Origin of the sequence: Mesorhizobium sp. M7A.F.Ca.CA.003.01.2.1 (assembly GCF_003998945.1) — a bacterium.
GTDB classification, from domain to species: domain Bacteria; phylum Pseudomonadota; class Alphaproteobacteria; order Rhizobiales; family Rhizobiaceae; genus Mesorhizobium; species Mesorhizobium ciceri.
Genome location: NZ_RZRA01000947.1, coordinates 1 through 2,122 on the forward strand (window position 1 = coordinate 1; position 2,122 = coordinate 2,122).

Genomic DNA, 2,122 nt, shown 5'->3' on the forward strand with positions numbered 1-2,122 from the left:
GCGTAGAGATCGCTCGACGCCTCGACCAGATTGCGGTCGAGGCTGCCGAGCCGCGTGCCGACGATCATCGTCACCAGCGCCATCGAGAACAGCCCGTGCGCCGCGATGATCGAACCGTAGCCGAGCGCCAGCCGCGGCGGCTGGTCGTCCGGCCAGATCGAGGCGAGGAACGGATTGACCACGGTGAACAATTGGACGAGCGCGACCAGAGTCGAAATGCCGATCACGACGCCCGGAACGACGATCGCGGCGCCCAGAAGTGCGTCGAAGACCGCGCGGGTCCGCACGCCGACGCGCGCCAGGCCGAGTGCCGCCGCGGTGCCGCACAGCGCCGCCAGCAAGGCGCTGGTGGTGGCGATGAACAGGCTGTTCTTCAGCGCTTCGACCAGGAACGGGTTCGCCAGTGCCTTGCCGTACCATTGCACCGAAAAGCCGGTGAACTCGCTGGCATGGTGGCCGGCGTTGAAGGAAAACAGCACCACCAGCGCGATCGGCAGATAGAGGAAAGCGAACACCGCAATGACGAAAGCCCGCATCAGATCAGATCCACCCGGCGCGCGCCCGAAACTCGGGTCGAAATGCGGTTTGCGGCAATCAGCACCTCCACCGAGACCAGCACCAGCGTGATGGCGATGGCCGATCCGAACGGCCAGTTGCGCGATTGCAGGAACAGGTCGACCAGCGCATTGCCGATGAAGAACACCTTGCCGCCGCCAAGCAGCGTCGGGATCAGATATTCGCCGAGCAGCAGGATCATGACCAGCGAGAAGCCGGTCATCACGCCCGGCAACGACAGTTTCAGGGTCACGCCCAGGAAAGTCGATAGTGGCGTGGCGCCGAGATCGGCGGAGGCTTCCAGCAGCCTGCGGTCAAGCCGTTCGAGGCTGACATAGATCGGCAGGATCATCAACGGCAGGTAGCCATAGACGATGCCGAGCAGCACCGCGCCCGGCGTGTTGATCAGCCTGACATCCTCGATGCCGACAAAGGCGAGCAGCGCCGGAATGCCGCGCCCGCCCAGAATGTACATCCAGGCATAGGTCCGCATCAGCAGGCTGGTCCAGAACGGAATGACGACCAGCGCCAGCAGGATCAGCCGCCAGCGCTGCGGCGCGCGCAAGGCGAGATAGTAGGCAACGGGATAAGCGACGAGAAGGCAGGCGAGCGCTCCCACCGGCGCCAGCACCATGGTGTTCCAGAAGGCGGTCGCCCGCGCCGGAAGATTGGCATATTGCGCCAGCGTAAAGGCGGCCTGATAGCCGCCTTCCGGTGCGCGTTCGCCGACGCTGAACACGGCGATGGCGATGAACGGCAGCACCAGGAACACCACCAGCCACGCGGTCGCCGGACCGAGCAGCATGGCGGTCAGAAAATTCCTGCGAAGACGGCTGCCGTGCATGGAAAGATTGCCCCGGTGCCGGCGGGCATAAACCCGCCGGTCAAATTATCTGAGTCGAATTTGAGGCCGTCGCTCAGGCCGACTTGAAGCGCGCCATCAATTCGGCGCGGCCCGGATCGGTCAACGTTGCCGCCGCGCCGAATTCCAGCGGCGTCAACAGGTCGGCTGCCGGATAGAGGATCGGGTTGTCGAGCACCTCCTTGGGCAGCAGCTTGTTGACGCGCGCATCGGTCGACGGCGCACCATTGGCCAAATGCTCCTTCACCGCCACCTGCGGATTCATCAGGTAGTTGAGCAGCGCGTAACCGGCGGGCTTGTTCGGCGCGTCTTTCGGAATGGCATAGAAATCGGTCCAGATCTCGCCGCCTTCCTTGCCCAGCACATAGGCGATCTCGGGAATGTCGCGATGCAGCTGCGCGCCGTCATTCGTCCAGCACATGGTCATCCACGCGTCGCCGGCGCGCATCCCCGGCTGGTAGTCGGAGGAGACCGCGAACAGATGCGGCTTGACCTTCAGCAGCAGCTCCTCCGCCTTGGCCAGTTCGTCCTGCTTGAGCGAATTGAACGAGTAGCCGTAATATTTCAGCGCATTGCCGATCGTGGTCAGCTGGTAGTCATGCACCATGGTGCGGCTGTCGCCTTCCGCCATGGCGGTGTCCCAGAACTCCTTCCAGCTCGTCATCGGCTTGGTCAGCTTCTTGGTGTTGACGGCAAAGCCGGTGG

3 protein-coding genes are annotated in these 2,122 nt (G+C 63.8%); all 3 read right to left on the reverse strand.

Translation table 11 applies throughout. The features are described from left to right. The coding region (locus EN969_RS28055; RefSeq protein ID WP_127419581.1) for an ABC transporter permease at window positions 1-536 on the reverse strand (536 nt) is incomplete at its 3' end. Next, window positions 536-1,399 carry an ABC transporter permease gene (locus EN969_RS28060; RefSeq protein ID WP_063169502.1) on the reverse strand — a complete coding sequence of 288 codons (864 nt, stop codon included), beginning with the start codon at window positions 1,397-1,399 and terminating at the stop codon, window positions 536-538. The genes EN969_RS28055 and EN969_RS28060, both read right to left, overlap by 1 nt. Before the next feature lie 73 nt (window positions 1,400-1,472). Beyond that, window positions 1,473-2,122, reverse strand: a 650-nt coding sequence (locus tag EN969_RS28065) for an extracellular solute-binding protein (RefSeq protein ID WP_127419582.1), incomplete at its 5' end; no start/stop codon positions are given.